Below are 25,266 nucleotides of genomic sequence, written 5' to 3'. Positions count from 1 at the left end.
AGATTCGCTACTATGTTTGCTCCGCCCTCCTTGTCGGCGGATTTCTTCATTGTGGAGCCCGAATGCCTAGTCAAAAGGACATCGCCGCCGAAAGCGGCGCACCGATGATTCCTGAACAGCGCCGTGAGTTGATGCTGCGCCAGCTGCGCAAGCATCAGGTGCTGAGCGTTCATCAGTTGATGGAAATGTTCGAGTGCTCGCACATGACGGTGCGCCGTGACATTGCCTTGCTGGAACAGGAAGGCCGGGCCTATTCGGTCACCGGCGGCGTGCGCATCGCCAGCCAGCTGCACAGTGAACCCAGCCACCAGCTCAAGGCCGTGGTCGAGCTGCCGCAGAAGCAGGCGATGGCGAAACTTGCCGCGCGGTTGCTGCATGCCGATATGACGATTTACCTGGATGCGGGCACCAGTACCCTGGAGATCGTCCCGTACATCAAGGCGCTTTCCGGCATGACCGTGGTGACCAATGACTTCGGTATTGTCCAGGCCTTGATGGACGCACCCCAGGTCACGGTCATCCATACCGGCGGCCAGCTGGATCACTCCAACCATTCCTGCGTCGGTGGGCTGGCGGTCGCCACCTTGCGCCAGGTGGTCACCGATATCGCCTTCATCTCCACCAGCTCCTGGGATTTGCGCCGCGGTCTGACCACGCCTTCGGCGCTGAAGGTCGAGGTCAAGCAGGTAGCGATGCAATCGGCCGCGCAAACCGTGCTGGTGGCCAGCAGTTCGAAGTACGGCACCTTCAGCATGTACCGGATCGCCGGGCTCGAGCAGTTCGACCTGATCCTCAGCGACGACGCACTGACCGCCGCGGCGGCCGATGGTATCCGCAAGCAAGGGGTGGAACTGCTACTACCCTCCGCCTAGCGCGCCTTCCAGTCGCGCAGCCATTGCAAGCCCGCCGAAGTATCACCGCGCGGACGGTATTCGCAACCGACCCAGCCGTCGTAACCCAGTTGGTCGATCAGCTCGAACAGATAGGGGTAGTTGATCTCCCCCTGATCAGGCTCGTGCCGGTCCGGCACCCCGGCAATCTGAATATGGCCGATTCCGGCGAAGTCGCGGCGCAATTTGCTGGCCAGGTCACCCTCGACGATCTGGCAGTGATAGCAGTCAAACTGCACCTTCAGATTGCTCGCAGCGACTTCCTTGCAGATTGCCTGGGCCTGATCCTGGCGATTGAGGAAAAAGCCCGGCATGTCCCGTGTATTGATCGGTTCCAGCAACACCGTGACGCCGACCTTGGCCGCCTGGGCCGTGGCATAGGCGAGGTTTTCCAGGTAGACGCCGTGATGCCGGGCCCGCTCGTTCTCCGAGGGCAGCAGACCGGCCATGACGTGGATGCGTGAATTGCCCAGCACCGCGGCATACTCCAGGGCGCGTTGGAAACCGCTGCGAAACTCACTTTCCCGGCCAGGCAACGACACGATACCGCGCTCCCCCGCCGCCCAATCGCCAGGCGGTGCATTGAACAGCGCCTGCACCAGGCCGTTGTCACTCAGCCGCTGCTTGAGTTCTTGTGCGCTGTAGTCATAGGGAAACAGGTACTCCACCGCCTCGAAGCCGTCGGCAGCCGCCGCGGCGAAGCGCTCCAGAAACCCCTGTTCCGGGTAAAGCATGCTGAGGTTTGCAGCAAAACGAGGCATGGTAGCTCCCAGGATAAAAACTCAGACAAACGGCCAGATCAACAAGGTAATACAGAAACCCAGCGTACCGAGCAAGGTGGTCAGCAGCGTCCAGGTGCGCAGGCCGTCGGCCACATTCAACCCGGCCAGTTTGGTGAAGATCCAGTAGCCGGCATCATTGATATGCGACATGGCCAAACCGCCACCGCCCATGGCCAGGCACAGCAGGGCCATATGGTTCGGGGTGAGGTTGAGGGTCGCGATCAACGGGCTGATGATACCGGCCGTGGTCACCAGTGCCACCGTGGTCGAGCCCTGTACCGCGCGCAACAGCAGGGTCAACAAAAAGCCCAGGGCGAGCACTGGCAGACCGGTACTGCGCAACATATCGGAGACCACCGCGCCGATCCCGGTGTCCACCAGAACCTTGCCGAAGACTCCGCCGGCCCCGGCAATCAGGATCACCATCGCCACGCCGGGCAAGGCCGAACCGATCACATCGGACACTTGGGTCCGGCTCCAGCCGCGCCGCGAACCGAGCAACCAGGCACACAGCAAGGTGTCGAGCAGCAGCGCCACCAGCGGCGCGCCGAGCACGGTCATGATGCCGCGCAGGGTCGAATCGGCGGGCAACAACGAGGTGGCCAGGGTGCCCAGCAAAATCAGCATGATCGGCAACAGGATCAGACCGACAATCAAGCCAAAACCTGGCGCCGGCGCTGGCGGTAACTTGGCGACGAGGTTGCTGGTGGACTCTTCCAGCCCCATGTGCGACACCGCCACAGCGGCTTGCGCAGTGCTGCTGTCGTTGCCATTGGCCCAGGCGGCCAGGTCGTCGTTGGTGACATGCGGGCCGTAGACCTCGGCACGGATATCATCGGTCATCGGGTATACCCGACGGGTCATGCGCCCGGCTACGCGGTAGCCGACATAACACAGCAGCGCGGTGATCGGCAGACCGAACATCAGCACCCGACCGAGGTCGGCGCCCAGCTGGCTGGCCGCGGCCACCGCACCCGGGTGTGGCGGCAGGAAGGCGTGGACGGTCAACAAGGCCGCGCACATCGGCAGCGCGAACACCAGCAGCGGCTTGCGCGCGCTGCGAGCAACGCCATAGGCCAGCGGCATCAGGATGATCACCCCGACCTCGAAGAACACCGGGACCCCGACCATAAAGCCGGCAATCGTCAGCGCCAGGGGGGTACGCCGATTGCCGAAACGGGCGATCAGCGTCTTGGCCAGCGCCTCGGCACCGCCGGAGAGTTCGATGATCCGTCCGATCATCGCGCCCAGGGCAATGATGATCGCGATATGGCCGAGGGTTTTGCCCATCCCGCCTTCAATGGTCGCGACCAGCTCGGCCGGTTTCACCCCGGCCACCAACGCCACCAGGATGCTGACCAGCATCAAGGCAACGAAGGGTTGAAATTTATACTTGAGTACCAGGAACAGCAGCAGCGCAATGCCCAGCCCGGCGGTCACCATCAGAATTAACGGGCTCATTTGCGCAACCCTCCGCGTTGGGTGAACGCAGCGCTTGCGCCACGGGATCTGAAAATGCCGCAGTGAAGGTCAATCATGCTTGGATTTCCTGTTGTTATTGTTTTTTTGGCAAGCCTTGGCCATCGGGAGTCGCTGCGCGTCTCCCGGACAGGGCCTGCGTTATCGATCTGTGCTGTGGTGCTAAAAAACCGTGCTCTACCAATGCGCGCCGAAGGTCTCGCGCAGCTCGTCCAGTGCCGCCTGATCGAGCGGCTCGGGCCTGGGGTTGCTCATCAGCCACAGCCGCGCGGTTTCCTCGAGTTCTTCCAGGGCATAGCTGGCCTTGGACACCGAACTCTCCCAGACCACCGGGCCCAGTCGTTCAAGCATCACGCCGCGCACATGGTTGGCCAGTTGCGCGACCTGTTCGGCCACCTTGGGCGAGCCGGGTCGCTGATAACCGATCAACGGGATATGCCCGACCTTCATGACCTGATACGGCGTCAGCGGCGGGAGGATATCGTCCGCTTGCCAAACGCCCGCCAGGGTCAATGCGACCAGATGGGTGGAGTGGGTATGAACCACGCCGCCCACACCCGGGTTGCGGTCATAGACCTGACGATGCAGCGCCAGGGTCTTCGAGGGCTTGTCCCCGGACACCCATTCACCGGCCCGGTTGACCTTGGCAATCGTCGCCGGGTCGAGGCGACCGAGGCAGACGTCAGTCGGCGTGATCAACCAGCCATCTTCCAGGCGGGCACTGATATTGCCGGCACTGCCAACGGTATAACCGCGTGCGTAAAGGCTGCGCCCGACCTCGCAGATTTCATCGCGCAAGGCGTTTTCATGAGTCATTGCGCAGCTCCCGTCTGGGCCAGTTGCTGCAAGGCCTTGTCGAAGAAGTCGCGGCCACCGAAGTTGCCCGATTTGAGGGCCAATGCCAGCGGTTCAGCAGTGCTGCTGACTGTCGCTGGCACCCCCGGATCGATCTGTGCGCCAATGCGCAGCAGTTGCACGCCCAAGGCCTGCACCACCGCCCCCGAAGTTTCCCCACCCGCAATCACGAAGCGCCGCACGCCGCTCTGGCGCAGCCCCTCGGCAATTTCGCCGAAGGCGTTTTCCACCAGGCTACCGGCCCGCTCGACACCCAATTGCTGCTGCACCCGCTTGACCTCCTCCGGTGAACAGGTGGCATAGATCAAGACGGTTTCCTTGTGCCCACGGGCGAAGGCCAAGGCCTGCGCAACCACCGGCTCGCCGGCGGCCAAGGCCAGTGGATCGATACGCAGGGCCGGCCGCGCCGCTTCGAGCCAGGCCGCCACCTGGCCGTTGGTCGCCAGCGAGGCGCTACCGGCCAGCACCACTTCGCCCCCCGAAACCGGCACCCATTGCGCCGCATCGAGGTCGCGCAGTTTTCCTGCGCGACGGAAGTTTTCCGGCAAACCCAAGGCCAGTCCCGAACCGCCGGTCAGCAACGGCAGGTCGGCGCAAGCCGTGCCCAAGGTATATAAATCTTCGTTCGACAAGGCATCGGCGATGGCGATGCCAACACCTTCAGCCCGCAACTCGGCAATGCGCGCGCGAACCTGCTCGGGCCCTTGGGCAATGCTGTCGTAGCGCAACAAGCCGACATTCAGGCTGGTCTGCGCTTGCAGCACCCGAACCAGGTTGGCATCGGTCATCGGCGTCAGCGGGTGATGCCGCATGCCCGACTCGCTGAGCAACTGATCCTGGACAAACAAGTGGCCGCGAAAGATCGTCCGGCCATTTTCCGGGAACGCCGGGCAGGCCAGGGTGAAGTCACTGCCCAGCGCCACCAGCAGTGCTTCGCTGACCTGGCCGATATTGCCGGCCGCGGTGGAGTCGAATGTCGAACAGTACTTGAAAAAGATCTGCTCGCAGCCCTGCTCACGCAGCCAGGCCAGCGCCGCGAGGGATTCCCCGACCGCCTCGGCGACGGCAGTGGTGCGCGACTTCAGGGCAATCACGATCGCATCGGCGTCGATTCCGGCGGCGACTTCGCGGCTCGGGATACCAATGCTTTGTACCGTGCGCATACCGCCACGCACCAGCATATTGGCAAGGTCGGTGGCCCCGGTGAAATCGTCGGCGATGCAGCCCAGCAATGGACGCTTGCTCATTGTGCGCTCCTCAAACCGACTCGGTCTTGGCCGTCGGCAACTCGATGCCCGGGAAAATCTTGATCACCGCCGAATCATCCTCGCGACCGAAACCGGCGCTGGAAGCCTGCATGAACATCTGGTGGGCGGTGGCCGACAGCGGCAGCGGGAATTTGCTGGCCCGCGCGGTATCCAGCACCAGGCCCAGGTCCTTGACAAAAATATCCACCGCCGACAACGGCGTGTAGTCGGCCTTGAGAATGTGCGGCACGCGGTTTTCGAACATCCAGGAATTGCCGGCGCTATGGGTGATCACTTCGTAAAGCGCGTCGGCGTCGACCCCTTCACGCAAGCCCAGGGCCATGGCTTCGGCAGAGGCCGCAATATGCACCCCAGCGAGCAACTGGTTGATGATCTTGACCTTCGAGCCCAGACCGTGGACGTCACCCAGGCGATAGACCTTGCCAGCCATGCCCGTCAGGATCGCCTCGGCCTTGGCGTAAGCCGCCTGCGGGCCCGAGGTCATCATGGTCATCTCGCCAGCAGCGGCCTTGGCCGCGCCACCGGAGATCGGCGCATCCAGGTACAGCAGGCCCTGCGCGGCCAGGCGCTGGCCAAGATCGACCGCATAGGTCGGGGCCACGGTGGCGCAGCCGATCACCAGGCTGCCAGGGCGCAACGCCGCTACGGCGCCGCCTTCGCCAAACAGGACGGTCTCGGTCTGCTCGGCATTCACCACCACCGTGATGATCACCTCGCACTCGCCAGCCATGTGTGCGGGCGAAGCACAAGCCACCCCACCCTCGCCGGCAAACTGTTCCGTGGCCACCGCCCGCACATCACAGGCATGCACATTGAAACCGCTGCGCAACAACGAGCGGGCAATGCCCAGGCCCATCGCGCCCAAACCGACAACACCGACATTCTTGTTATTCATGAGAGGACTCCATCAAGTTAAGCGGATGATCCTCCAATGATCTGATCATGTGAAGTATTTTTTCAAAATAACATTTTTTAACATCGAATCGACAAGCCCCTCCAACGGCGTAGATCCTTCAATTGCCCCCTCCCCGTTCAGGTTCTGAAACGCGCCACGGTCTGGTGCAGGGCTCCCGCCATCTGCGCCAACTCCGAACCGGCCGCGTGAGTCTGTTCGGCACCCCGCGAAACCTGCTCGGACAGGTTGCGAATACCCACCAGATTGCGATCCACCTCACGCGCCACCATGGCCTGCTCCTCCGTGGCACTGGCGATCATCAGGTTGCGTTGGTTGATCTGCGAGATCGACCGGGTGATCTCTTCCAGCGCCTCGCCGGAGCGCTGCGCGACTTCCAGGGTGGCTTGCACCCGCTGACTGCTGCTATGCATGGCGCTCACCGCCTGCCCGGTGTCCTGCCGCACGTTGCCAATCATCTGCTCGATTTCCTGGGTCGAGACCTGGGTGCGATGGGCCAGCGCCCGCACCTCATCGGCGACCACCGCGAAACCACGTCCGGCATCACCGGCCCGAGCCGCTTCAATTGCCGCGTTGAGGGCCAGCAGATTGGTTTGCTCGGCAATGCTGCGAATCACGTCCAGCACGGTGCTGATGTCTTGCACACGCCCGGCCAGTTGCTGGATACGCTGCGAGGTATCCGTCATGCCATCCGCCAGCGAACCTATCGAGACCACCGTTTCCTGCACCTGCTCACGGCCACGCTGGGCGGTTTGCGCGGACACCCGGGACGCCTCGCTGGTGCTGAGGGCATTGCGGGCAACCTCCTCGACAGCGATGGTCATCTGATTGACCGCCGCGGCCGCCTGTTCGATCTCCAGGCCCTGCAAGTGCAAGCTGCTACTGGTCTGGCTGCTGACCGCGCTCAACTCTTCGGACGAACTAGCCACCTGATCCACCGACGCCGCGATGTGCCTGACCATGGCGTTCAGGTTTTGCTGCATCTGGTGCATATTGATCATCACGCTACCGTCGGTATTGGCATGCACCGGCACCTGAATCGTCAGGTCACCCTGCGCGATCTGACTCAATAGCCGCGCCGCCACATCGGGTTCGCCACCCAAGGGCCGGGTGACACTGCGGGTGACGATAATCGCAGCGGCGATAACCGAGACCAGGCACAGCACAAACAACCCCAACATGTTCAGGCATGCATCGCTGTACAGTAACTGCGCCGACCGTTCACGCTCGACGAAGATCTGTCCCTGTAGCGCCATCAGGGCATCCAGGCTTTGATAAACCTGCTGCTCGGCGGGAATGACTTGCTGTTTCAGCTGCGTCATCGCCGCCTCAAAAGCGCCTTGCCTGATCAACACCTGCACCTGTGTGAACGCGGCGACGTAGGCCTCACGATTCCTTTTCAAGGCGGCATAGGCGGCCTTGCCTTCCGGCCGATCGAACAACGGTCCAAGTGTTTCAAGCGCCTGACTGATGCGCTTCTTGGTGCTGTCGATGGACTGTTGCGCTTGCTGATTGTCTTTGTCGATCAGCAAATCCCGGGTGTTCCTGGCGTTGTCCCGTACACCGGTGGCGATGACCATGATCGGATCGATCTTTGGCCAGTCCTGCTTGACGATCACCATGGCCTGCTCCTTGAGCGTTGCCAGATCGTGCAACGCATATAACACCAGACCTGTCAGTACCAACGGTGCAATTGCAAAGCCGATGACAATACGTTGTGCCGTGCTTAGCTTGGCCATATCAAATGCTCTCCGATTAATACCTACCCACCGGGCAGCACATTTGAAAACGTCATACCGCAAAAAAATCCGAACTATTCACGGTTAAAAAGACAAAAAAAAACGCCTGAAACCTTACGGTTCCAGGCGCCTTTGCCTGTTCTTTTACGATGTTGAATGCTGCCCCGGCCTGTCCGGCCAATCGATCGTCGTTGACCGAGGGGGGGTGTCCACGGGAATACGTACCCGCTGAACCTGGAACAAGCCATGCAGCCTTTGTGCCAGTCGGCAGCACAAAACACCAAGCCCAATTGACGGGAAAACCACTCGGAATGCCACGACTGACCGCCTCCCACTGGTGCAAATGTCGGCCGGTAGCGCTTTATAAACGTGCATGGATCGAGATTGAGCGGATGACTGCCAGCGCGTTGAAGTCGTTGCCCGACAAATCCGCTAATATTTCTTCGCGTTCGTCCCATCGCTTCCCAGCAGGAAATCACCATGCAACTCGAATGGCTCGAAGACTTTATCGAACTGGCTCGCACTCGTAGCCTGTCTCGGGCAGCGGAAATCCGTTGCGTGACCCATCCGGCATTTGGCCGGCGTATTCGGGCGTTGGAGGACTGGGTCGGCACTTCACTGATCGAGCGCAAGCAACCCTTGTCCTTGACGCCCGGCGGCCTGCTGTTCCTTGAAGCTGCAACGCAATCGGTGGAGTTGCTGGCAGCGGTGCGGGCACAGCTTCAGGGAGGAGGATCAAACCGCGATGAGCCGGTGCGCATTGCTACGGGACGAACCCTGGCCAGCGATTTTTTCCCCGACTGGTACGAGTCTCTGAACCAACAGTTCGGCTGCTTTCCGGTGTCACTGGTGACCAGTGGCGCGCAGGAGGCAATCATGAAGTTGTCCGCCGGCGACGTTGACTTGCTGTTGAACTTTTCCAGCCCGCTGACCCAGGTTCTGATTGATCCAGAGCGTTTCGATTCGTTGGTGCTTGCCAATGAAGAGCTGCTGCCGGTCAGTGCACCGGACGATCATGGCCAGCCCTTGTTCCATATTTCCATCAACAGCAGCGCGTCGACCATCCCCTGGCTGGCGTTCTCGCCGACACTCGCTCTGCGCGGAGTACTCGCCCAACACTTGGCGCGACGGCCTCAGCGGCTGGCTTTACGCATGATCTATCAAGCCGACTCCTACGAAGCCATTCTGGAAATGGCCAAGCGCGGCAGCGGTCTCGCCTGGCTGCCACGCATGGTCGCCAAAAGCGCCCTGGCCTCGGGCGAGTTGTTGATCGCGGGCAGTCCGGAGTTTCAGATCAGCTTCGACGTGTCCTTGCATCGCCTGCGCTCCAACCAGAGCGAACTGGTGATGAAGATATGGCAGGGTCTGCTCTTGCGTCATGCGGAGCACGGATCGAATCGCGGCAAAAACCTGGCCTGAACACGGGTTCAAACGTGCACTGATTACGGGCATACGAAAAAAAAACGGCGGGTCGACCGTGCGGAAAAGACCGTGCTGACAGGCGTGTGCGCAATCAGCCCAAGGATGTGCTGAAACAGCAATTGCCATCATCCAGCACTTGATTCAATTTCGACTCCGGGCCGGATAGCCATGGAGACGCAGATCTTCACCCGCTATCCGGTTGTTTTCACCCATAACAATGACTGCCATCGATGTCGTCGAACCGTGTTGCGGCTCGGCGAATACGATCGACAACTGTGAAACAGACCCGGGACCCTCTCATGACCACTCAAGCATCCATCGTGCCTTCGGCACAGGCGTCTACTCAGCGAGGCCCTTGGAAGGAAATCGTCGCCGCCAGTATCGGCAATGCCCTGGAATTCTATGACCTGCTGATCTACGGCTATTTCGCGGTAGTGATCGGCAAACTGTTTTTCCCGTCAGACAACGAAACCACGTCACTGCTACTCAGCGTCGGCTCCTTCGGTATTTCCTTTTTGATGCGTCCGCTGGGTGCCATCGTGCTGGGTACATACGCCGACCGAGTGGGGCGCAAGGCCTCGCTGACGATGTCGATCCTGATCATGATGCTCGGCACCGCGCTGATCACCTTTGTCCCATCTTATGAGCAGATCGGCCTGACCGCACCGCTGCTGGTTATTGTTGCGCGCATGCTGCAGGGCTTTTCCACCGGCGGGGAATTCGGTGCCGCGACCGCATTCATGGTCGAACACGCTGATGCCAAGCGACGTGGCTTCTTCGCCAGTTGGCAGCTGTCGACCCAGGGTCTGGCGACGGTATTGGCCGCTGGGGTCAGTGCATTGCTCAGCTACCTGCTGTCGGATGTGCAACTCAATAGCTGGGGCTGGCGTGTCGCTTTCGGCGTGGGTCTGCTGATTGGGCCGGTGGGCTTTTACATCCGCAGCCAGATCGATGAAACCCCGGACTTCCAGAAGATCGCGGCGAATGTGCAGAATAAAACCCCACTGCGCGATGTGTTGATCAAAGGCCGTGTCAGCCTGCTGCTGGCCATCGGGGTGGTCGCGGGTGCAACGGCGTTCAACTATGTGCACAAGCTTTACATGCCGACCTATGCCTTGAGGCAATTGCACATCGCGGCCACGTCCTCATACCTTGGGGCGCTGGTGACCGGAGCGACCCTGATGGTCATGGCACCGGTGTTCGGCGGACTCTCGGATCGCTATGGACGGTTTCGGGTACTGACCATCGCCTTGCTGATTACCGGTTTGTCGTCCTACCCGATGTTTCTGCTGCTCAACACCTTTCCCAACGTATCGGTGTTGCTGTTGGTCCAAGCCATCGTGGGCATCTTGATCGCTGCGTGCCTGGGGCCGATCCCTGCGATGCTGGCCGACATATTTCCTACCAGTATTCGTGGTACCGGCCTGGCACTGAGTTACAACTTCTCGATCACCCTGTTTGGCGGTTTTGCCCCGCTGATCGTGACCTGGATGATCGATGCTACCGGCAACAAGCTGGCACCCAGCTTCTATGTCATGACGACAGCATTGATCAGTGTCGTCGCCGTGGTCTGCCTTGGCCGTCGTATGCGTCACCACACCTCGAGCTGACCTTAAGTCAGCCCATCGCTATCCCGTCCCCCCCTCGATATGTCGCGCCTACAGGTTGCGCGGCAAGTGGAAGCTATTGTCTGTCGGAGACCGAAATGAAGACTCTTGAACAAGTTCGTGCGTCCCTGAAACCGTACCCGGTGGAGGTGGAATTTCCCGATATCCGCCCCTGGAAAAGCGGTAACTGCGGGGTCGACTACATCCACAGCTTCGACAGTGGCGTGCCAGGGCCACACGTGATGATCATGGCGCTGACCCACGGCAACGAAGTCAGCGGCGCTATTGCGGTGGATGCGTTCCTGCGCAGTGGCGTGCGCCCTCGCCAGGGCCGACTGAGCCTGGGCTTCGGCAACGTCGAGGCCTACCACCGCTTCGATCCACGGAACATTGATGCCACCCGGTACCTGGACGAAGACATGAACCGGGTCTGGCTACCCGCGAAGCTCGACAGTGAGCAGCACTCCATCGAGCTGCGCCGGGCTCGCGAGTTGCGCCCCGTCATTGACAGCGTCGACCTGCTGCTTGATATCCACTCGATGCATGAAGAATCCGCGCCGCTGATGATGTGTGGCGCACGCACCAAGGGCCTGGAGTTCGCCGCCACTGTCGGGGTGCCGGCAACGGTCATCGTCGACGCCGGCCACGCCAATGGTCGTCGCTTGCGTGATTACGGTGATTTCAACGACGCCGCCAGCAAGAAGAACGCCTTACTGATTGAGACCGGTCAGCATTTTTCGCAACACAGCCGGCAGGTCGCCCTGGACGTGGCGGCGCGTTTTCTGATCGCCACCCAAGCGGTGCGCGAAGAAGACCTCGCACAGTTTCTCAGCACCCGCAAACCCGGGGCTCAGCGCGTGCTCCAAGTCACCGAGCCGATTATCGCCAGCAGCATGGACTTCAACTTTGTCGAAGACTTCCGCGGACTGGAGCTGATCACGCGGTCCGGAACGGTGATCGCTCGGGATGGCAATCGGGAAATCGTCACGCCTTATGACAACTGTGTATTGGTCCAGCCGTCGCTCAGACACCTCGGTCCAGGTGTCACCGTCGTAAGACTGGCCAAGGTGCTCCACATCCCGCACTACCAGCCGTCCTCGCACACCTCGCGCTAACCCCCCCCCTTGCCCTTGTTACGATTGGAGTCGCATTGAATGAAAAAAATGCCATGGATCATCATGATGGGTGCAGGCACCGTCAGTCCGCTCATGAGTGGATCGGTGCAGGCCGCCGGGTTCATCGAGGACAGTCACGCCGACCTGACCTTGCGTAACTTTTACATCAGTAACGATACCCGCAACAGTACGACGCCGAACATCAAGGAGTGGGCACAGGGTTTCATGCTCAATTATCAGTCCGGTTTCACTCCAGGCACCCTCGGCTTTGGCGTCGATGCACTGGGTTTACTGGGCATGAAACTGGATTCGGGTGGCACTGCAACCAAGGCCGGCCGCGATCGTACCCCAGGTGTATTGGAGCCTCTGGACAACGGCAGCCCGGTAGATGAATACGCCAGCCTCGGGTTGACGGCCAAGATGAAACTGTCCAAAACCGAATTTCGCTATGGAACGCTACAACCGAAACTGCCCGTAATGTATGCCAACGACGGTCGTTTGCTGCCACAAACCTTTGAGGGCGGCCAGGTCACCAGCAAGGAAATCGACCATCTCACGTTGGTCGGCGGGCGTCTGGAACACGCCAAGGCCCGGGCGTCCACCGATAATCAGGCGCTGTCCATCGGTGGCGCGGGTAATGTGCCTGGCACCAGCAACCTGCGACGCAGCAACGCCTTCTACTACGCAGGTGGCGATTACCAGGTCAGCAAAGACCTGCTCGCCCAGTACTACTACGGCGAACTGGAAAATTTTTACCAACAACACTTTTTTGGCCTCACTCACACGCTACCGCTGCCGGTGGGCTCGTTCAAATCGGACCTGCGCTATTTCGTCAGTGATTCAGACGGCAAGAATGGCAGTGCTGCTGGCCGTGCTGAGGGTTACACCAGTACCGGCTACTTCGGTAAGGGCGTCACTCACGGCGAGGTCGATAACGACCTGTTCAGCTCGTTGTTCACCTACAGCCTGGCCGGCCACGCGCTCAGCCTCGGTTACCAGAAATCCTCGGGGGATAGCGCTATGCCGTTTGTCAACCAGGGTGATGGTGCCAGCGTTTATCTCAACACCGATCGTCTGGTAGGCAACTTCACCCGGGCCGGCGAGCGAACCTGGATCGGCCAGTACGCCTATGACTTTGCCGCCCTCGGCGTGCCAGGGCTGACCAGTACGGTGTCCTACTACAAGGGCGACCAGATCGCTTCGGCAACCGGTGGACTCAAGGAGTGGGAGCGTGACCTGATCGTCGCCTACGTACTGCAAAACGGTCCGCTCAAGGGATTGGGCGTGACCTGGCGCAACGCCACTTATCGCAGCCAGGCGGCAACCGGTACCGCCGATGCCGACCATAACCGCCTGATGCTCAGCTATAGCTTGCCATTGTTCTGATTCCCCCCTTTTCAAGATACCCAATGCCTGCGGGAGGCTTTCGGCTGCCCGCAGGTTTCATCGGCTCGCTCGTAGCCGACTTATCGAGGAGGTGTGCCAATGAAAGGCCTGGGTTTCAGTCGCAAAATATTGATCGCCGCCGCCCTGATCGTCATTTTGGTCTTCAGCGCGTTCATCTACGTCAGCGACTATCGGCAGCGGCAAACCTTGCGCGGCGAAGTTGACGCGAAGTTACAGCAGTTGGGCATGCTCTCGGCCCACGATATTCAGACCTGGCTGGAAAGTCGCATGCAGTTGATCCAGACGCTGGGGCAACGGCTCAACGTCGAGGGGACTGACCAGATCACCCTGCTCAAGGCCATCGACTTGCCGGTCTATGCAGAAAACTTTCAGCTGATTTCATACGGTGGTAGCGACGGCTCGATGTTCTCATTGCCGCAAAGCGTGCGTGCCGCAGACTATGACCCCCGGGTGCGTAGTTGGTACAAAGCGGCGCAAGACAGTCAACGGACCGTGTTTACCGAACCTTACGTCGCGGCCTCGTCGGGCAAACTGGTGATGACGGTGGCGACGCCCGTGAAGTATCAAGAGCGTACCGGCGTGGCCTGTGCCAACCTGTCCCTCGACGCCTTGAGCAAGATGATCAACACCCTGGATTTCGGCGGGCATGGGTATGCTTTCATCGTCAGCGCCGATGGCAAGGTACTGGTCCATCCAAACAGCCAGTTCATCCTCAAAGACCTCAAGGACGTCTTCTCACAAAGTACACTGGCGCCCACTCCAGGTGTCCGTGAAATCCGGACCGGTGGCAGCTCGCAGTTCATCTCCTTCACCCATGTCGATGGAGTGCCTTCGGCCGATTGGTACGTGGTGATGGTCATCGACCAACAGGCGGCGTTCTCGATGCTGGGCGAATTGCGCACCCTGGCGATCACCGCCACGTTGATAGCGGTCGCGATCATCATCCTGTTGCTCGGCATGTTGATCCGTTGGTTGATGCGGCCGCTGCACACAATGGGGCGAGCATTGGAAGACATCGCCAATGGTGAGGGTGACCTGACTCAGCGCCTGCCGATCAACTCCCGTGATGAATTCGGGGCACTGGCACAGTCGTTCAATCGTTTTTTGGCATTTATCCAAGGATCCATTCGCGAGGTGGCGAGCACCAGCGCCAGCCTCAATCACGTCGCGACGTTGGTGACCCGGGTGTCGAGCACTTCGATGAGTCATTCGGATGAGCAGTCGGCACGCACCGAGAGCGTGGTCTCAGCCATCCATCAGCTGGGGGCGGCGTCTTCTGAAATTGCCCGCAACGCCGCACTGGGTTCACAAAGCTCCAGCGACGCCCGGCAGCTGGCCGATGACGGTCAAAACGTTGTCACAATGACCATCGAAGCGATCAATCGGCTGTCGAGAAATATCGACAAGTCACGGCTTACCATCGAGAATCTCGCCACCCAGACAGCCGACATCGGGCAGATCCTTGACGTCATCACCAGCATATCGCGGCAAACCAATCTGCTGGCGTTGAACGCGGCCATTGAGGCTGCACGCGCGGGGGAAGCCGGCAGAGGCTTTGCCGTGGTGGCCGATGAAGTGCGCAACCTGGCGCATCGCACCCAGGACTCGGCGCAACAAGTGCAAAGCCTGATTGAGCAGTTGCAAGTCGGCGCCCAAGCCGCCGTGCTGACCATGACCGAGAGCCAGCGCGAGAGCGAAACCAGCGTTACGGTCGCCAACCAGGCGGGGGAACGTTTGGCTCGGGTTGCCCAGCGCATCGGTGAAATAGACGCGATGAACCAGTCTGTGGCGGCCGCCACGGAGGAGCAAACGGCGGTGGTGCTCTCGATCAACGATGACATCGCGCAGATAGACGTCTTGAACCATCATGGCGTGGCGAACTTGCATTCGACGCTCAATGCCTGTGTTGATCTTGAGCGTGAAGCCGCCAGGCTGCAGCACTTGGTGACGCATTTCAAAATATGACTGTTTGCCGTGGTGCGGCCAAGCAAGAGTTGATGGCCGGCGTAACCGTAACGCGCCTCGGCGAGTCAGGGAGGCGGCCAAGTGGTTTGAGTATCTGAGCTGCGTTCGCACCTGAGCGAGAAAGCCCACCTTGGCCTATCGAAACAGCTTTCCAATTTATTCGAACAAGAATAATGTAGCTTTATCTACATTATTTTGATCTGTCCCTACATGAAAAATTGGTTAGCTCTGATCCTGGGATTGCCGACCGCCAATGCGACCGAGCGTATGCGAGCCTGGCGCGCCCTAAAAGCTTCCGGGGCCGCGGTTTTGCGCGATGGCGCCTACCTGTTGCCAGATACCGGTGCTTGTCGAGAGACGCTGGCCTCGGTTGAGCGCGATATCTTGGCCATCAATGGCACCGCCTATGTTCTGCCTGTGGTGGATCCAGACGGTGAACGCTTTATCGGGTTATTCGACCGTAACGAGGACTACAGCAAACTACGCACTGAAATCGAGGCGTGTCGGGGACAGCTCACGGCCGAAAATGCGCTGTCCAGCACGAAGCAGATTCGCAAGCTGCGCAAAAGCTACGAACAACTGACCAGCATCGACTATTTTCCAGGCAAGCCGAAGCAGCAAGTCGATGCCGCCTTGCAGGCGCTTGAGACGGCGGTCAGCAGGGCCTTGTCGACTGATGAACCCCATAGCCGGGACCTGCCCATAACGGCACTCAGCCTTGGCGACTATCAGGGCCGTGTCTGGGCCACCCGTAGGCGGCCCTGGATTGACCGCCTGGCTTGTGCCTGGTTGATCCGCCGGTTCATCGACCCGACCGCTCAGATTCTCTGGCTGAACAGCCCACACGACTGCCCAGCCGATGCACTGGGGTTTGATTTCGATGAGGCGACCTTCAGTCATGTCGGCAACCGCGTGACCTTCGAAACCCTGCAAGCCAGCTTTGCAATCCAGGAACCCGGCCTGAACCGCATCGCGGCCCTGGTGCATTACCTCGATATCGGCGGTATTCAGCCAGTCGAGGCAGCGGGCATCGAACGGGTGCTGGCGGGGCTGCGTGAAACCATTGCTCTTGACGACCCGCTGCTGGCAGCTGCGAGCGCCATCTTCGACGGCCTGCTCGCCGGGTTTACGAAAGAGGAACAACCCAATGAGTAAGGTTTTGGTATCGGCGGTTGAAGAGAATCCTCCCAGGCCGGTAGAGATCAGTTTGCGTGAGGCGTTCTGGTTCTGGCTGAAGCTCGGTTTCATCAGCTTCGGCGGGCCCGCGGGGCAGATCTCGATCATGCACCAGGAGTTGGTAGAACGACGGCGCTGGATCTCCGAAGGGCGATTCCTGCATGCCCTCAACTTCTGCATGTTACTCCCCGGGCCGGAGGCTCAGCAGTTAGCAACCTATATCGGCTGGCTGATGCATCGAACCCGCGGTGGTGTGATTGCCGGGGGGCTCTTTATCCTGCCCTCGCTGTTCATCCTGATTGCCTTGTCCTGGATGTATATCGCGTTCGGCGACGTACCCGCGGTGGCGGGTCTCTTCTATGGCATCAAGCCTGCCGTCACGGCCATCGTCGTTCAGGCTGCCCATCGCATCGGCTCCCGAGCTCTGAAGAGCGGTTGGCTGTGGGCCATTGCCGCCGCCTCATTCGTGGCGATATTTGCCTTTGATGTGCCCTTCCCGCTGATCGTACTGAGTGCCGCGCTGCTCGGTTACCTGGGCGGGCGCCTTGCCCCCGAAAAATTCAAAATCGGCGGTCACGGTGCCGCTAAAAAATCCTATGGCCCGGCCTTGATCGATGACGACACCCCATCCCCCGACCATGCTCGATTCAGCTGGGTAAAACTGGCCCTGCTAGTGCTTGTCGGCGCTGTATTGTGGGCGTTGCCAATGGCCATCTTGACCGCGCTGTTTGGCTGGGAAGGCACCTTGACCCAGATGGGCTGGTTCTTTACCAAGGCCGCTCTGCTGACATTTGGCGGTGCCTATGCAGTGCTTCCTTATGTTTATCAGGGCGCGGTGGGGCACTATGGATGGCTGACCCCAACACAAATGATCGATGGCCTGGCCCTGGGTGAAACCACGCCGGGGCCGCTGATCATGGTGGTGGCTTTCGTCGGCTTTGTCGGCGCCTATGTCTCCCAGGTGTTCGGTGCTGATCAGGTATTTCTGGCCGGAGCCCTCGCCGCCACGCTGGTGACCTGGTTTACCTTTCTACCATCGTTCCTGTTCATTCTCGTGGGTGGTCCGCTGGTGGAGGCCACGCACAACGAACTCAAGTTCACCGCGCCGCTGACCGGGATCACCGCCGCCGTGGTTGGGGTGATTCTCAATCTGGCGATGTTCTTCGGCTATCACGTGCTGTGGCCAAAAGGGTTCAGCGGCACCCTCGACTGGCCCTCTGCACTGATCGCGATTGCCGCAGCGATTGCCTTGTTTCGCTTCAAGCGTGGCGTGATTCAGGTATTGATGGCCTGCGCGCTGGTTGGTTTGGCAGTGCATCTGCTGCGCTAGTGTGGGGTGATCGACGGTTCTCTGGTGGGCATCGTGCCGACCAGATCACTCAGCCTACTGAGTTAGGCAGGAGGTGTTCCATGAAGTGGATTACCCGTGAACGACCCAAGATCGACAGGATTGCCTGTCCTTGGCTGATCACCCGCTTTATCGATCCCGAGGCCGATTTCTTGTACGTGCCCAGCAGGGAGGTTTTGCGGATTGCCGCAGAAAAGGATGCAACGCCCTACGATATTCCCGGCGTTGAGCTTACGCATGAGGGAGAGCTGTGCAGCTTTGATGCCTTTCTGAAGAAGTATCAGCTCGATGAGCCTGCCTTGCAGCATCTGGCGAAAATCGTACGAGGAGCAGACACCTCCCAACTGGACCTGACGCCGCAATCGGCTGGGCTTTACGCGATTTCGCTGGGGTTATCGCAGTGCTTTGCCGATGACCACGAAATGCTGGCGCACGGTTTGATCATGTATGACGCACTGTATGCCTGGTGCAAGGAGTGTCAGGGTGAGTCGCACAATTGGCCGCCACAGATGTGAAAAGTGCCTCGCACCCGTATTTTTTTGAAGCGGCGTTCTGAAGATTCGCACGCGGAATGTGTATTGAACTGTATCCCCTCCGGCCTCAACCAACTGCGCATATGCGGTCCCTACATCTACCGTACTCTGTCCAGTTGGCACTTGGGGCCCTGTTTTCAAAAAAACCCAATTGCTTATTTTCTGCATCCAGCTACTCTTCAGGCTTGCAGTCACTATGAAAGGGTACTTCCCATTATGGTACCACTATCGTCTTTCCACTTCGTGCTTACTTACTCCAGAGTGCTGACACACGTCCGACCCAAAACATTGCCTACCAAGACCAACACTTTATGGGGGCCTTCCACTTCAATTCGGAGCGATATAATTACAGCCATTTCACACCTAAAAAATCTAACGAAAACCACTACAAAATCGACGCAGAAAAAGATAAACCAATGACGACCACAGAAGCAATTACGGGCAAAACAATACCCGACAAAAACCCATACAAAAGAGCAGTTATATACTCAAGTGGAAACCTTATTATTTCGACAGCAGAAACAGTGGAACAACTTTTTGAGTCTCCCCTGAGGAAAAAAAATCAAAAACAATTGCAGGGTTGATGCCAGGGAAAAATGTGGGCGAAAGCCGTGCCGCGCAAGCGAGTGTCAAGCGGTCACGCGCGCCTGACATTGGCAACTGCCGTGAGGGAAAATCATGATGCTGTTCAGATCCTCCATTCGCTTACGATTGACGCTTTTCATTGGGGCGTTCGTCGTGGTCATTGTCGGGGCGGCAGTGACCACCGCTGTGGCATTGAAGGTGGTCGATCGAAACACGGAGGAGATCGCGCAGAAATGGCTCGTGGGGGCGACACTGCTCGGCGAGATCGACGATCGCGTCGCGGCGTTCCGGATCGCCGAGATGAACCATGTGCTGGCTCCCGACCAGAAGGCGCGAGCGGCAGCCAACGTGAGCGCCAACACGCAAAAGCAGAACATCGCCGATGTGGAACACGAGTATGTCAACCTGCTCGGCGACCAACTTCCGAGCGGTTCTCTGGATTCGTTTCATGAGGCCTGGAAGAACTATCAGGCGGAGCACGATGCGTGGGTGAAGGCGGACGTCAATGGCGCGAGCAGCGAGCCGGTATATGACGACAGCGCGTTGGGTCGGCGATATCGGGCGACGGATACGGCGATCGAGCACCTGGTCGACTTACAGCGGGACATCGCTTATGCCCGAGCGGACGCCGTGCAACAGATCATGGACCAGATGATCATCAGCGCTATGGCGATCTCCGCGGCAGCGATAGTGCTCGCCATAGCGTTGATGGTCGGGATCCGCAACCAGATCACCCGGCCGCTGGCGGCCATCACCGGGGCGCTGTCGAAGGTGGCCACCGGACGCCGCGACATTGAGGTACCCGAACTGAACCGGTTGGACGAGATCGGAGAGATAGCGAGGTCCTGCGAGGTGTTCCGTGTCAAAATGCTGGCGCAGGAACAGTCTGATAAGGCCAGACGGGTGGCGGTCGAAGAACAGCTTTCAGCGATTGTTACCTCCACCACCGACGCCATCATCAGCAAAACCCTGGACGGGGTTGTCACCAGTTGGAATCCCGCAGCCGAGACCTTGTTCGGTTACATCGAACGGGAAATGATCGGGCAGCCGATAACGCGGCTGATACCACCGGATCTTGCCGATGAAGAGACGCGGATCCTTGCCAAGATCCGGCATGGCGAGAACATTACGCATCTCGAAACGACCCGGAGATGTAAAAACGGTGAGCTGATCCCCGTATCGGTCACCATTTCGCCGATCAAAGACGCGGCCGGAACCGTCATCGGTGCCTCCAAGATCGCGCGCGATATAAGCGAACAGAAGAAAACCGAGAGGAGCCTCCAACAGGCCAAGGAAGATGCCGAGGCCGGTGCGCGAACCAAGGCTGCTTTCATCGCCAATATGAGTCATGAAATTCGTACCCCCATGAATGCCATCCTCGGCTTCGCCGAGGTTGCGCTTCAGGATACCCAGCTTGCGCCACAGACCGCCCAGCATGTCCGGATCATTCTCAGCTCGGCGAAGGCGTTACTGACAATCCTCAACGACATCCTCGATGTCTCCAAGCTGGAGAGCGGCAAGCTGGAAATGGAGACCGTCGCTTTCCACCTCTCCAACGCGCTGGCGGAGGCCTTGCGCGTTTTGGATCAGTCCGCATCCGACAAGGGCCTGAAGCTCGTCATGGAATACGATGCGGATCTGCCTTTGCGTTTCCTGGGGGATCCTGCGCGACTGAGACAGGTGGTGCTGAATTTGGTCAGCAATGCCATCAAGTTTACCGAGAAAGGCTCGATCACGCTTTCGGTAAGACCGTGGAACCAAGCAAACATGCTTCACTTCGCCATCACCGATACGGGAATTGGCATGACCCCCGAGCAGTCAGCAAAGGTGTTTAAACCTTTCTCCCAGGCGGATGCCAGCACGACCCGTCGGTTCGGCGGGACCGGCCTGGGTACTGCGATATCCAAGCAGCTCGTGGAACTTATGGCGGGAAAAATCTGGGTCACGAGTGAGCTTCGGAAGGGATCCACTTTTCATTTTACCGTCCATCTGCCGGAAGCCCCCGCCAATGATGACTGCCTTTACGAAACAGGCAGCGCCGTCGGCGGCGACTATGTCTCACCAAGGGCATTCCATGTACTGCTGGTTGAGGACATCCAAACCAACGCGACCCTCGCGATGCTCCGGCTGGAGGGGCAAGGCCATCAGGTCGAATGGAGAAAGAATGGACTGGAGGCGGTAGCCGCGTTCCAGACCGGTCGATACGATCTGATCCTCATGGACGTCATGATGCCCGAGATGGACGGTCTGGAGGCCACCCGGAAAATTCGCAAGCTCGAAAAGCCTGAGGAGCACACCCCGATAATCGCGCTTACCGCCAGCGCCATGCGCGAAGACTACGACCTGTGCATAGTGGCCGGAATGGACAGCGTCCAGGCCAAGCCGATCAACTTCAGTGAACTGCTTTGTGCCATGGAACAGGCCGTTCCCGAAGGGCTGGGGCAGCCCGTCACTGCGCGCCGGATCGAGATCGTCACGCCGATCGGGGTGGACTTTTCTCCGCTGGACGGGATTGTCGATCATCAAAACGCGATCAGAATCTGGCGTGATCCGGTTGTCTACGCCAAGGCCTTGGCTGCCTTTGCAGCGGATCGCTCCCGGGATGCCGACGAAATAGAGCGCTTACTGCTGGCAAGCCCCGGTAATTCGGAGACGGCCCGTGCCGTGGCCCATACCCTCACGGGCGTTGCAGGAAATCTCTTCATCACCAAGGTTGCCGGCCTGGCCATTAAGATCGATTCCGACCTGAAATCCCAGCATCGGAAGGCTGCTATATCTGAACTCGGACAATTGCGCTGGCTCCTCGCGGAAGCCGCCAATGCCATCAACAAGATCGTCCCCTGCGACGATGATACCGCCGCAAGGGCAAAGGTTTTCAACCAAGCGGCGGTGGTGGCGCTGCTTAAAGATTTGTCTTGCGCCCTGGAGAAACTCAATCCGTATGTTGCCGAGCCGATCCTGGCGCGACTGGCCGAGTACCTACAAAAGACCGACCTGGCGCCCATTCAACAACGGGTCGATGCATTTGATTTTATGGGCGCGAGGGCAAGGGTGGAAGCACTTGCCGAGATGCTCGGTGTCAACAACGGGTAACACGACATGCAGAAGAAACTTCTGGCCATTGATGATGAGCCCAACAATCTCCGGGTGATCGGGCAGATCCTGCGGGATCGCTATGAATTGATTTTTGCCACCAACGGTGAGGAAGCCATCGAGGCCGCGGCCAAGCACCAGCCCGATTTGATCCTGCTGGACATTATGATGCCAGGTATGAACGGCTATGAGGTATGCGAGAAACTCAAGGCCAATCTATCCACGCGGGAAATCCCCGTGATCTTTGTCACCTCCATGAGTGAGGTCGAGGATGAGGCACGAGGGTTCGACGCGGGTGCGGTGGATTACATCCAGAAGCCGGTTTCCGCTCCCATTCTGCTACGCCGAGTGGAGACACATCTGTCCCTGGTCCGGATGCATGAATTGGAAGAAAGCCAAAGGCAGGCCGTCTTCATGCTGGGTGAGGCCGGACATTTCAACGATACCGATACCGGCGCTCACATATGGCGCATGGCGGCGTATGCCGGTGCCCTGGCGTCGGCGGCAGGATGGCCCGATGATCTGGTGGAGCGCCTCGAACTCGCCGCGCCCTTGCACGATACCGGCAAGATCGGCATACCGGATGCCATTCTTAAGGCACCGCGCGAGCTGACGGCAGAGGAATGGGGGATCATGCAACAGCATGCGCAGATCGGTTTCGGTATCTTGAGCAAGTCCAATTCCAAGGTATTCGCAATGGCTGCGGAGGTCGCCCATCATCACCATGAAAAATGGGACGGCAGCGGCTATCCAGACGGCCTCGCGGGAGATGCGATTCCTGAGGTGGCCCGAATCGTCGCCCTGGCTGACGTTTTTGATGCCTTGATGACAAAGCGTCCGTACAAGGAGCCGTGGAGCATCGAGGACACCCTGGCAGAAATCCGAAAGGGCGCGGGGAGCCATTTCGAGCCGCGCTTGGTCGATCTGTTCGAGAAGATCCTCCCGCAGCTTTTGCGGATCAAGGAGGAATGGAGTGAGAAAGAGGCCCGACTTTAAGCTCAACACCTAAGACAATGCGCGGCGAGCCCACTCAAAAGCCTGATCAACCTGACTACGCACTTTCCGCGCGCTCAACCGACTCTTTGCCTGGCGGTCACTAGAAGTTTCGAACCGCATCCGATATTGCTCTAAATTTTCCCAGGCCATTTGCAACGGTTGCTGCTGAGCTTCAGGTAAATACCTGAGCAAATTGTCAATGGCTGTTTGGGTATCAACCCTTGCCATTTCCCAAGGAGTACGGCAGTCATCGTCGGGCTCAAGAATGAATGTGGCTTCACGATCACACACACGCCATCATTGACGCATCAATGCCGCCTCCAGACTAAGGTTTCAAACCAAGCCTTTCCATGGCCTCATGGGCCTCGATGATCATTCCGGACACCTCGGCGACCGTTACATGCAAATTAGTTGCCCGCGACCTCATGTGCTCGTAAGCCTGCGTCTCGGTCAAGTTTTGACGTTCGACCAGTACACGAATTGCTTTTTCGATCTGTCGACGAGATTTTATGGTCAATTCCAGTTTGTCGATTTTCCCTTGCAACCGCTCTTGATAGCTATACGAGGCTCTCGCAAGTACCAGTGTGCTGAGAATTCCGGAAGAGCGAAACGGTTTGGAAATCACACCGTGAGCACGCGTATCGAGTAACAACTTCAAAATGGTCGGGCTTTCGTAGTCGGAGAGCGCGATGAGCGCCGCAGAAACAGATGCGCCCGACCAGATTTTGTTTCCTTCCAGTTCCTGCGTGATCTGAAAGAGAATGACGTCAACGTCCGCAGGAGGCTCTGAAGGGAATGGCCATACGATCTTCACCCGGCATCCAATTCTTTTCAGCTGCTGCATGACAATATCGCGATCATCCCCAGGGGGATAAACAAACGCAACGCAGATACTGCGCAAATCTTCATAGAGACGGCGAAGGCTGGAACTCATGGCGTTACCTCAACCAAAACTCAGAGAAGCCGAAAGTGGAGAGATAAGGATCGGGTTTGACCGGCCCCGAACCTTCCCATACGACGTCGAACTGGCCATCACTGCGGCAGATGCCGATCCGGGGAGTCAGGGCGCAATGGTTATTTTCCGCATCAATCGCTATCGGACCTTCTGGCGAAGCGAACTTCACCTTGTGTACGGCGTCGACTAATTTGCGCCTATCCAGACTACCAGCTCGCTCCAGGGCACGCGCAAACAGGTGAACCTGGGAATAGGCCATTTCCGACCAGGTACTGGTTGGGCGATCGCCGAATCGTGTGCGCCAAAGCTCAATGAACCGTTGATTACTGTCGTTGCGCAGCGAACCGAAATAGGTGGCTGCGGTGATGTGGCCCTCACACCGTTGCGGCCCAATTAGCCGGATTTCTTCTTCGGTCATGGAGAGACTGGCAATGGGCATCTTTTTGGGATCAAGCCCATGCTCGCCATAGCGTTGATAGAAAGATCGGGCCGACTGTCCGACCAGGGTCGAGAAAACAACATCCGGCTGGGCTTCGCGGATTTCATTCAAAACATCCTTGAGTTGCTCTACGCCTGCGTCGATGGGCAGGTAGACCTCATCCACAATTTCGCCACCGTATTGTTCAACAACGTCCCTCATGATGCGATTGGATTCACGCGGATAGATGTAGTCCGCGCCCACCAGAAAGAACCGGGTACCCTTGTTTTGCAGCAGGTAGGCGGCCAGTTGAATGCTGTTCTGATTGGGGACGGCACCGGTATAAATGATGTTCGGTGAATATTCGAACCCTTCATAGAACGAGCAATACCAAAGCAAAGCGTTATGGCGTTCGATGAGCGGCAGCACCGCTTTTCGGCTGGAAGATCGGGAACAGCCAAAAATGACGTTGATCTCCTCTTCGATCAGTAACTTGCCGGTCAAGCGCCGGTATTCTTCCGTAGACCCCTTGGGGTCATAAGCGGTTGGGATCAACGGCAGACTCAGGACGCCACCCAGCGCGTTGATTTCCTCGATCGCCAGCGCAGTACCAAAAAAATGCTCGGACTCGGTGACACCGGTAGCACCCGAGCGCGAGTACAAGATGCCAATGGGCCACCCCTGATCTTTAGTGACTGCTGTCTTGGTGCTTGGCATGAC

19 protein-coding genes and 1 pseudogene are annotated in these 25,266 nt (G+C 58.8%); 12 read left to right on the top strand and 8 right to left on the bottom strand.

Features of this window, described 5'->3' with window-relative positions; genetic code table 11:
• The first annotated feature begins 62 nt into the window (after positions 1-62).
• Complete coding sequence (locus AC07T0_RS07320; protein ID WP_495000520.1) at positions 63-872, top strand: DeoR/GlpR family DNA-binding transcription regulator; 810 nt, start codon at positions 63-65, stop codon at positions 870-872.
• Here the strand turns inward: AC07T0_RS07320 and otnI are convergent.
• From otnI to AC07T0_RS07290, 6 genes are all read right to left on the bottom strand, one after another.
• Entirely contained in the window at positions 869-1,651 is a 783-nt protein-coding gene (gene otnI / locus AC07T0_RS07315; protein WP_495000519.1) for a 2-oxo-tetronate isomerase, read from the bottom strand. The genes AC07T0_RS07320 and otnI overlap by 4 nt on opposite strands.
• Positions 1,652-1,672: 21 nt before the next feature.
• Complete coding sequence (locus tag AC07T0_RS07310; protein WP_495000518.1) at positions 1,673-3,133, bottom strand: GntT/GntP/DsdX family permease; 1,461 nt, start codon at positions 3,131-3,133, stop codon at positions 1,673-1,675.
• Positions 3,134-3,328: 195 nt separating this feature from the next.
• The gene (gene otnC / locus AC07T0_RS07305) at positions 3,329-3,967 is read right to left on the bottom strand and encodes a 3-oxo-tetronate 4-phosphate decarboxylase (protein WP_495000517.1); all 639 of its coding nucleotides are present in this window, start codon (positions 3,965-3,967) and stop codon (positions 3,329-3,331) included.
• Complete coding sequence (gene otnK / locus AC07T0_RS07300; protein WP_495000516.1) at positions 3,964-5,253, bottom strand: 3-oxo-tetronate kinase; 1,290 nt, start codon at positions 5,251-5,253, stop codon at positions 3,964-3,966. The genes otnC and otnK overlap by 4 nt, the downstream gene beginning before the upstream one ends.
• A gap of 10 nt (positions 5,254-5,263) precedes the next feature.
• Positions 5,264-6,169, bottom strand: coding sequence for an L-threonate dehydrogenase (ltnD, locus tag AC07T0_RS07295; RefSeq protein WP_495000515.1), 906 nt, complete (start codon positions 6,167-6,169; stop codon positions 5,264-5,266).
• A 137-nt stretch (positions 6,170-6,306) separates the two neighbouring features.
• On the bottom strand, positions 6,307-7,926 hold the full coding sequence (locus AC07T0_RS07290) for a methyl-accepting chemotaxis protein (RefSeq protein ID WP_495000514.1): 1,620 nt from the start codon (positions 7,924-7,926) through the stop codon (positions 6,307-6,309).
• Between the two features lie 480 nt (positions 7,927-8,406).
• Between AC07T0_RS07290 and AC07T0_RS07285 the strand changes: the two genes are divergently transcribed.
• From AC07T0_RS07285 to AC07T0_RS07235, 11 genes and pseudogenes are all read left to right on the top strand, one after another.
• Positions 8,407-9,345, top strand: coding sequence for a LysR family transcriptional regulator (locus tag AC07T0_RS07285; protein WP_495000513.1), 939 nt, complete (start codon positions 8,407-8,409; stop codon positions 9,343-9,345).
• A gap of 302 nt (positions 9,346-9,647) precedes the next feature.
• The gene (locus AC07T0_RS07280; RefSeq protein ID WP_495000512.1) at positions 9,648-10,958 is read left to right on the top strand and encodes an MFS transporter; all 1,311 of its coding nucleotides are present in this window, start codon (positions 9,648-9,650) and stop codon (positions 10,956-10,958) included.
• A gap of 95 nt (positions 10,959-11,053) precedes the next feature.
• Positions 11,054-12,070, top strand: a complete 1,017-nt coding sequence (locus AC07T0_RS07275; RefSeq protein ID WP_495000511.1) for a M14 family metallopeptidase — start codon at positions 11,054-11,056, stop codon at positions 12,068-12,070.
• Between the two features lie 63 nt (positions 12,071-12,133).
• Positions 12,134-13,456 carry an OprD family porin gene (locus AC07T0_RS07270; protein WP_495000557.1) on the top strand — a complete coding sequence of 441 codons (1,323 nt, stop codon included), beginning with the start codon at positions 12,134-12,136 and terminating at the stop codon, positions 13,454-13,456.
• 99 nt (positions 13,457-13,555) lie between these two features.
• Positions 13,556-14,572: pseudogene (locus tag AC07T0_RS07265) on the top strand (HAMP domain-containing protein); the annotation flags it as partial.
• Between the two features lie 105 nt (positions 14,573-14,677).
• Complete coding sequence (locus tag AC07T0_RS07260) at positions 14,678-15,442, top strand: methyl-accepting chemotaxis protein (protein WP_495000556.1); 765 nt, start codon at positions 14,678-14,680, stop codon at positions 15,440-15,442.
• Between the two features lie 210 nt (positions 15,443-15,652).
• Positions 15,653-16,597, top strand: a complete 945-nt coding sequence (locus AC07T0_RS07255; protein WP_495000510.1) for a chromate resistance protein ChrB domain-containing protein — start codon at positions 15,653-15,655, stop codon at positions 16,595-16,597.
• Positions 16,590-17,948: a chromate efflux transporter gene (gene chrA, locus AC07T0_RS07250; RefSeq protein ID WP_495000555.1), complete on the top strand. Its 1,359-nt coding sequence runs from the start codon at positions 16,590-16,592 to the stop codon at positions 17,946-17,948. The genes AC07T0_RS07255 and chrA overlap by 8 nt, the downstream gene beginning before the upstream one ends.
• An 80-nt stretch (positions 17,949-18,028) precedes the next feature.
• Positions 18,029-18,481 (top strand): chromate resistance protein ChrB domain-containing protein, encoded by a 453-nt coding sequence (locus AC07T0_RS07245; protein ID WP_495000509.1) that lies wholly within the window; start codon positions 18,029-18,031, stop codon positions 18,479-18,481.
• Between the two features lie 696 nt (positions 18,482-19,177).
• Positions 19,178-22,177 (top strand): ATP-binding protein, encoded by a 3,000-nt coding sequence (locus AC07T0_RS07240; RefSeq protein WP_495000508.1) that lies wholly within the window; start codon positions 19,178-19,180, stop codon positions 22,175-22,177.
• A 6-nt stretch (positions 22,178-22,183) separates the two neighbouring features.
• The gene (locus tag AC07T0_RS07235) at positions 22,184-23,173 is read left to right on the top strand and encodes a response regulator (RefSeq protein WP_495000507.1); all 990 of its coding nucleotides are present in this window, start codon (positions 22,184-22,186) and stop codon (positions 23,171-23,173) included.
• 325 nt (positions 23,174-23,498) lie between these two features.
• Here AC07T0_RS07235 and AC07T0_RS07230 read toward each other — a convergent pair whose 3' ends face one another.
• Entirely contained in the window at positions 23,499-24,107 is a 609-nt protein-coding gene (locus tag AC07T0_RS07230; RefSeq protein ID WP_495000506.1) for an ANTAR domain-containing response regulator, read from the bottom strand.
• A 4-nt stretch (positions 24,108-24,111) separates the two neighbouring features.
• Positions 24,112-25,263: a transporter substrate-binding domain-containing protein gene (locus AC07T0_RS07225; protein ID WP_495000505.1), complete on the bottom strand. Its 1,152-nt coding sequence runs from the start codon at positions 25,261-25,263 to the stop codon at positions 24,112-24,114.
• Between the last annotated feature and the right edge of the window lie 3 nt (positions 25,264-25,266).

This window comes from Pseudomonas sp. GW821-FHT04D07 (assembly GCF_059420225.1).
Note: the sequence above shows the minus strand (reverse complement) of the source record. Positions and strands in the feature narration are given on the sequence as shown.

Bases quoted from the DNA above. Each gene is read 5' to 3' on its own strand.
- AC07T0_RS07320 (WP_495000520.1), top strand. From the start codon at position 63: ATGCCTAGTCAAAAGGACATCGCCGCCGAAAGCGGCGCACCGATGATT.
- otnI (WP_495000519.1), bottom strand. From the start codon at position 1,651: ATGCCTCGTTTTGCTGCAAACCTCAGCATGCTTTACCCGGAACAGGGG.
- AC07T0_RS07310 (WP_495000518.1), bottom strand. From the start codon at position 3,133: ATGAGCCCGTTAATTCTGATGGTGACCGCCGGGCTGGGCATTGCGCTG.
- otnC (WP_495000517.1), bottom strand. From the start codon at position 3,967: ATGACTCATGAAAACGCCTTGCGCGATGAAATCTGCGAGGTCGGGCGC.
- otnK (WP_495000516.1), bottom strand. From the start codon at position 5,253: ATGAGCAAGCGTCCATTGCTGGGCTGCATCGCCGACGATTTCACCGGG.
- ltnD (WP_495000515.1), bottom strand. From the start codon at position 6,169: ATGAATAACAAGAATGTCGGTGTTGTCGGTTTGGGCGCGATGGGCCTG.
- AC07T0_RS07290 (WP_495000514.1), bottom strand. From the start codon at position 7,926: ATGGCCAAGCTAAGCACGGCACAACGTATTGTCATCGGCTTTGCAATT.
- AC07T0_RS07285 (WP_495000513.1), top strand. From the start codon at position 8,407: ATGCAACTCGAATGGCTCGAAGACTTTATCGAACTGGCTCGCACTCGT.
- AC07T0_RS07280 (WP_495000512.1), top strand. From the start codon at position 9,648: ATGACCACTCAAGCATCCATCGTGCCTTCGGCACAGGCGTCTACTCAG.
- AC07T0_RS07275 (WP_495000511.1), top strand. From the start codon at position 11,054: ATGAAGACTCTTGAACAAGTTCGTGCGTCCCTGAAACCGTACCCGGTG.
- AC07T0_RS07270 (WP_495000557.1), top strand. From the start codon at position 12,134: ATGATGGGTGCAGGCACCGTCAGTCCGCTCATGAGTGGATCGGTGCAG.
- AC07T0_RS07260 (WP_495000556.1), top strand. From the start codon at position 14,678: ATGAGTCATTCGGATGAGCAGTCGGCACGCACCGAGAGCGTGGTCTCA.
- AC07T0_RS07255 (WP_495000510.1), top strand. From the start codon at position 15,653: ATGAAAAATTGGTTAGCTCTGATCCTGGGATTGCCGACCGCCAATGCG.
- chrA (WP_495000555.1), top strand. From the start codon at position 16,590: ATGAGTAAGGTTTTGGTATCGGCGGTTGAAGAGAATCCTCCCAGGCCG.
- AC07T0_RS07245 (WP_495000509.1), top strand. From the start codon at position 18,029: ATGAAGTGGATTACCCGTGAACGACCCAAGATCGACAGGATTGCCTGT.
- AC07T0_RS07240 (WP_495000508.1), top strand. From the start codon at position 19,178: ATGATGCTGTTCAGATCCTCCATTCGCTTACGATTGACGCTTTTCATT.
- AC07T0_RS07235 (WP_495000507.1), top strand. From the start codon at position 22,184: ATGCAGAAGAAACTTCTGGCCATTGATGATGAGCCCAACAATCTCCGG.
- AC07T0_RS07230 (WP_495000506.1), bottom strand. From the start codon at position 24,107: ATGAGTTCCAGCCTTCGCCGTCTCTATGAAGATTTGCGCAGTATCTGC.
- AC07T0_RS07225 (WP_495000505.1), bottom strand. From the start codon at position 25,263: ATGCCAAGCACCAAGACAGCAGTCACTAAAGATCAGGGGTGGCCCATT.